At 42.8% G+C, this 5,153-nt stretch carries 8 protein-coding genes; 1 reads left to right on the top strand and 7 read right to left on the bottom strand.

All coding sequences use genetic code 11. The features are described 5' to 3' along the window. The 5 genes from prf1 to lysS form a co-directional block, all read right to left on the bottom strand. Nucleotides 1-467 (bottom strand): peptide chain release factor aRF-1 (gene prf1, locus F7C14_RS02990; protein ID WP_290899803.1); only part of this gene is annotated, 467 nt, incomplete at its 3' end. Further along, the gene (gene uppS / locus F7C14_RS02985; RefSeq protein ID WP_290899801.1) at nt 451-1,206 is read right to left on the bottom strand and encodes a polyprenyl diphosphate synthase; all 756 of its coding nucleotides are present in this window, start codon (nt 1,204-1,206) and stop codon (nt 451-453) included. The genes prf1 and uppS, both read right to left, overlap by 17 nt. Then, complete coding sequence (locus tag F7C14_RS02980) at nt 1,203-1,502, bottom strand: DUF2551 domain-containing protein (RefSeq protein ID WP_290899799.1); 300 nt, start codon at nt 1,500-1,502, stop codon at nt 1,203-1,205. Before F7C14_RS02980 ends, uppS begins: the two co-directional genes overlap by 4 nt. Nucleotides 1,503-1,506: 4 nt before the next feature. Beyond that, nucleotides 1,507-2,502 carry a radical SAM protein gene (locus tag F7C14_RS02975; RefSeq protein ID WP_290899797.1) on the bottom strand — a complete coding sequence of 332 codons (996 nt, stop codon included), beginning with the start codon at nt 2,500-2,502 and terminating at the stop codon, nt 1,507-1,509. After that, nucleotides 2,499-3,974, bottom strand: a complete 1,476-nt coding sequence (gene lysS, locus F7C14_RS02970) for a lysine--tRNA ligase (RefSeq protein ID WP_290899795.1) — start codon at nt 3,972-3,974, stop codon at nt 2,499-2,501. The genes F7C14_RS02975 and lysS overlap by 4 nt, the downstream gene beginning before the upstream one ends. Before the next feature lie 467 nt (nt 3,975-4,441). Here lysS and F7C14_RS02965 point away from each other — a divergent pair, with 467 nt between their 5' ends. Next, entirely contained in the window at nt 4,442-4,594 is a 153-nt protein-coding gene (locus tag F7C14_RS02965) for a 50S ribosomal protein L40e (RefSeq protein WP_290899793.1), read from the top strand. Here the strand turns inward: F7C14_RS02965 and F7C14_RS02960 are convergent, their stop codons facing one another. Then, nucleotides 4,595-4,783 carry a hypothetical protein gene (locus tag F7C14_RS02960; RefSeq protein ID WP_290899791.1) on the bottom strand — a complete coding sequence of 63 codons (189 nt, stop codon included), beginning with the start codon at nt 4,781-4,783 and terminating at the stop codon, nt 4,595-4,597. Continuing rightward, nucleotides 4,770-5,153, bottom strand: a 384-nt coding sequence (locus F7C14_RS02955) for a phosphomannose isomerase type II C-terminal cupin domain (protein WP_290899789.1), incomplete at its 5' end; no start/stop codon positions are given. The genes F7C14_RS02955 and F7C14_RS02960, both read right to left, overlap by 14 nt.

Raw genomic sequence — 5,153 nt, 5'->3', positions numbered from 1 at the left:
TTCCCCCTTAAGACCCCTATAGTTGCTTCTCTTCTGTCGAGGACTATTAAGCCGTAAACTTTCTTCTCCTTCAACATTTCTTTTAGTGGATCGAGGTAAAACCTTGAATCGCAGTGGTACTTGTACATCGGAACAGGCTCGGGGGGAATTATTATTTCGGTTATGTGCTTTTCTTTTCCACCTCCCAGATCTATTACACCGCTTATTATTACCATTCCGTTTTCTGGAGGTTTTCTGAACATCTTCAACCTCTGAAGAATAGCCTCAAGTCCCGCTAAAACGTTCGTTCTGGTCTGCTTCGATTTGATGTTCGAAGCTTGGCTGAGCTCATTCCTAAGCTGATTGGCAACGTCAGCTATATTTTTATTCGGAGGAATGTAAAGTGTGATAAGCTCAGTCCCTCTTCCTTTGTATTTTTCAAGCTCCTCAAGTTTCCTCTTGAACTCGTATTTAAGCTTGGCTTCCATCCAACCACCTCTCTACCCTTTTCTGCCAAGATCTTATCGCTCTGAGCAAGTCTATTCTTCTAAACTCCGGCCAGTACACGTCGCAGAAGTAAGCGTATTTTGAAGCGGACTGCCAGATAAGGAAATTCGACAATCTCATCTCTTTTCCCGTTCTGATTATTATATCCACGGGCATGTTTTCATAGAGGTTTTCTTCTATCATTCTGAGGTTTATCTCCTCTGCTTTTACCTCGCCATTTAAAACTTTTTCCAACACTTTTCTTACCGCTTCAGCTATTTCCTGTCTTGCTCCGTAGGCTATGGCAATGTTTAGCCTGAAATTATCGTAGTTTTTCGTTTTTTCTTCAACTAAAGAGGCAGCATCTAAAACTTCATTTGGCAAAAGCTCTTTTTTTCCAATTATTCGAACTCTGACTTTGTTTTTATGTATTCTCTTATCTTCTGCAAGTCTGAAAAGCTCTTTTCTAATTAGCTGAAATATGTTCCTTTTCTCCTCCTCACTCCTCCTGAAATTTTCGGTTGAAAAAGCAAAAACCGTGAGGGTTTTTATTCCAAGCTCGTAGCACCACTCCAAAACTTTTTCAGCTTTTCTTGATCCAAAAAAATGCCCCATCTGAGGAGGTAAACCTCTTTTTCTCGCGTATCTTCTATTTCCATCCATTATTATCGCAATGTGATTCGGCATCCTCTTCTTCTTAACTTCTCTTTCTAAAAGGAGCTCGTAAATTTTCCTGATCATTTCTCCTCGACCTCCTGTAGGATTTCCTTGACTATACCTTCGTATTCTTTTTTCAGATAATATTTATTTTTCTCACCAATTTCAAGTTTGAGAATTCCGAGTCTTGCACTCATCAAACCAACCATTGCCGAAACTCCCCGAATGTTTAGGTTGTATCCCATATTTGCGAGTCTTTTCTGGATCTCCTCGGTAGTAAGCTTCTCTCCGCTAAGGACGATTTTAAGGAGAGCTTTTCTTATTCCACTCCTATCCCTCTCCAAGTACTTCCTTAGCCTTCTTATAACTTCCTCGTTCACGAACTCACCCCAGAGGAGTTTTCGATATCAGCAGCCTGTTGTAGGTCGGATATCTTTCGACGATGTAGACTTTTACACCTTCCTTCCTAAGCGTTTCAGCGTTTTCTTCAGCGAACTCCATGCTTACTTCAAATCCCTCATCTGTTTCGAAGAAATCAATACCGTTGGACGTTAATATTTTTCTGATTTTTTCCTTGTCACCTTCCAAGTAGCCACATAGGACGGTACCTTCGCTTGTGACCTTGTAAAAATCGGGAAGGTTAAAACCCATTCTTATGAGCCTCCTTCTGAACTGGGCTATGTCTTTGAATCTCACGCTGCAGAAGTGAAACTTCTCAACTTTTTCAGCGTACTTCATAGCGATCTCCTTGCTGTTCTTAGCCTCATAGAATTCTCCTATTTCCCATCCTCTTCTTTCAAGTTCGAGGTAATTCGTCGCTGAGAATTCGAGCTCGTTAACGTTCAAAAATATGTCTTCCTCGTTTACAAGCTCTATGATCTCCTCCTCGTACTTCACAGCCGGAATTTCAATGCCAGTTTCCATTCCGTACTTTTTCGCCAATCTAACGCTTTCTCTGTAAATCTTAGAATTTTCAAGATGGGGCGGGTGAAATCTGATCTCGTCCAAGCCTGCGTTGGCGAGCTTTTTTATAGTCTCTTCTTTAGCAGGAACGCTCGTGTAGAGGTGGGTGTGCAAGTCGTTAAAAGTCTCTATGACTTCCACCACGTAGTCAAGCTTTAGCAGAGGTTCTCCTCCGGTTATTGCTATCCCTTCGGCACTCATCGCATTTATCTCTTCGGCAATATCCTCTAAGCTTTTTACGGGTCTTTCGTTGGCGTAAACGACATCTCTTCCCTTTTTCTCTTCACTAATCGGGCAGTAATAGCAACTGCTCTGACATTTTCCCGTGACGAATAGGACGAGTTTCGCTCCTCTTCTACAAATTTTACAACCCTCGCTTAGGTAGCTGTAAAAGCTTCCCGCCTCGATTCTCTTCATACTTTTTTAAACCTCTTTTTCACCCATTCAATACCAAGGGACTTTATAAAGTATCCCGCCCTCGGTCCGTAGTTTTTGCCAAGAATCGCTTTGTATATCGCCTGAAAAGCCTTTGCTGGCTTTACGTTCAATTCCCTCGCAACTTCGTAAACGAGCTGGTGGATTCTTTCCGGACTCATGTCCTCCTCAAGCTTCTCCGCAAAAGTTCTGAGGAATCTTCTTTCTTCCTCGCTGAATTCTGCGTCTATCTCTTCTTTAATCTTGAATTTCAGGTTTTCTGGTGCGAACTTCTCAAGCCACCTTTTCGCATATATCAACCTTCTCTCTACGTCTTTTCTTACCGTATCATCGACATGATACGTTCTCGACAAGATTTCGAGGGCTTTTTCCAAATCCCAGTTCGCTATCTGCCCGACAACAACAAGGTGTCTGAAGGAGACGTCGGAGTAAACAACGTCTCCAACGATTGAAAGCTGGACGCTCCTATCTTTCCTTCTGTAGGCATCTTCAAACTCGTCGAAAACCTCAAGGATCATCGAAGGATCGAATTCTATATGCCTCTCGGGTTTCGTTCTGATTATTATGTATTTAATTATCTCGGGAGGTAAAGCTTCTACGAGATCTTTCACTGGCACTACTATTCCTTTCGAACTTTTCATAGCTCCGACGCCCTTTAAATGAATCCACTCGTAAACAATTGGGTACGGCGGTTCGAAACCGTAAACTTCTTTTGCTATTCTCACTCCCGTATCGTAGCTTCCCCCAGCGGCTGCGTGATCCTTTCCGAAGGGTTCGCATGTAATTCTTAAAATGTCCCACCTTGCTACCCAGTCCACTCGCCAAGTAAGCTTTCCTTCCCTAAAGCTTGCGTAACCTTCATATCCGCAGGAGCAGGAGTAGTAAGCACCTTTATCATCGAAGCCCTTAACTTTAGCCGAATTTATCCTCTTGCAGTTCTTGCAGAGTGGATTGAAAGGACTCCAGTCTTTTTCGACTTCCCTGCCGCTAACCTCTTTGAGAATTTCGGCAATTTTATCTCTCTTCTCCAAAGCCACTCTAATATGGTTTTCGTACTCTCCGGATTTGTACATTTGGTCAGCTCTTTTTACGACTAAATCTATCCCCAAAACATCTAAGGACTCTAAAAAGGGTTGAAGGAAGTGTTCAGCATAATTTTCGTGGCATTCACCTTCCGGATCCGGAATTTCGCTTAAAGGCATGCCAACATATTTTTCAAACTCCTCCGGAAGAAAGGGATACCTCCTCCTCAAAGGATCGAAAGTATCGGCAACGTAGACTACTTCGGCTTTCCCTCCTTTTTCCTCCACAGCTCTTCTCACTGCATCAGCTATAATTATCTCTCTCAGATTTCCGAAATGTATGTGTCCGGAGGGAGTTATCCCGGTGGCTATTCTATGCTTATCACCTCTTTTCAGCAGATCCTCGGCAATCACGTCAGCCCAGTGGGTCATCGAGGAAAAATCTGAAGTGGTTTTAAAAACGTTTCTTGTTCCTACCAATCCCAAGTGTTGCTATCGAGATGTCAAGATCTTTATTCGTTTCCTTCAGAAGGACCGAAAATATGCTTGAAGAGATGGAGTCAAACGTGAGGGAAGATCGTGATAGCCGCTGATTTTTCGTTACTGGTTAAGTTTTTCCAAAGAGGAGAATCGTTCTTAGAAAGGATTACGGAAAGTAATGCTGTAAGTATAATTCTTGACCTTGCGAGCGGAGAGACAATGAAACTGTACGATCTGGTTTATATCTCTGGCTAAGAACGAAAAACTCGCACTCGCAACCTCTGACAAAGAACTGGCTCTGGCTACTGAGAAAGAAAGTTTGAGCGTTAAACTCATTGAGGAGTTCGACTAAGGCAACCAGTAAAGCGATAACTCAAATCCATCGCAAACCTTAAATAACTACCTCCTTAGCCGAATTTATGGCGAGATTTCCAGAGGCTGAAGCAAGGCTATTCAACGTGAAAATATGCATGAGGTGCAACGCAAGAAATCCTATGAAGGCAAGAACTTGCAGAAAGTGCGGATACAAGGGATTGAGACCTAAGGCAAGAGAAAGAAAGGGTAGGAAGTAATTAGCTTCTCCAAATTTTGTCCAGTTCTTCGTCCTCCCTCTCACTTATGATTTTGACTTCCATCAACCTCCAGCCGAGTCTGTCCTTTATCAAAGCCATCGGTTTTCCTTTACAGCTCACAACTTGAATTTCCGCCTTGTATTTGTGCTCTTTCTTACATATCGGACATTTCACGTTAACTTCTTCCATACTCATCCTCGTATCTGATTATGTCATCCTCTTCCAAGTACTCTCCTATGGAGACTTCTATGACTTCCAAAGGTATCTTCCCCGGATTTTCAAGTCTGTGCTTCACTCCGGCTGGAATGAACGTGCTCTCGCCCCTCCTCAAATAGAACTCTTTATCCTCAACAGTCACCTTCGCTATTCCGCTCACTATAACCCAGTTCTCACTTCTGTGCATGTGAGCATGCAAGCTTAGCTTTTCTCCGGGTTTGACCGTGAGCTTCTTTATTTTGTAAAAAACGGAGCTTTCAAGGGTTGTCACGCTTCCCCACGGTTTTGCAATTGTTAGGTGTTCTATAACTCTTCTGTCCCCCCTCTCTTTTAGGATTTCCAC

Origin of the sequence: Ferroglobus sp. (assembly GCF_015521575.1) — an archaeon.
In the GTDB taxonomy this organism is placed as follows: Archaea; Halobacteriota; Archaeoglobi; order Archaeoglobales; family Archaeoglobaceae; genus Ferroglobus.
The sequence above is the reverse complement of the archived record's forward strand: the minus strand, read 5'-3'. Positions and strand labels throughout refer to the sequence as shown.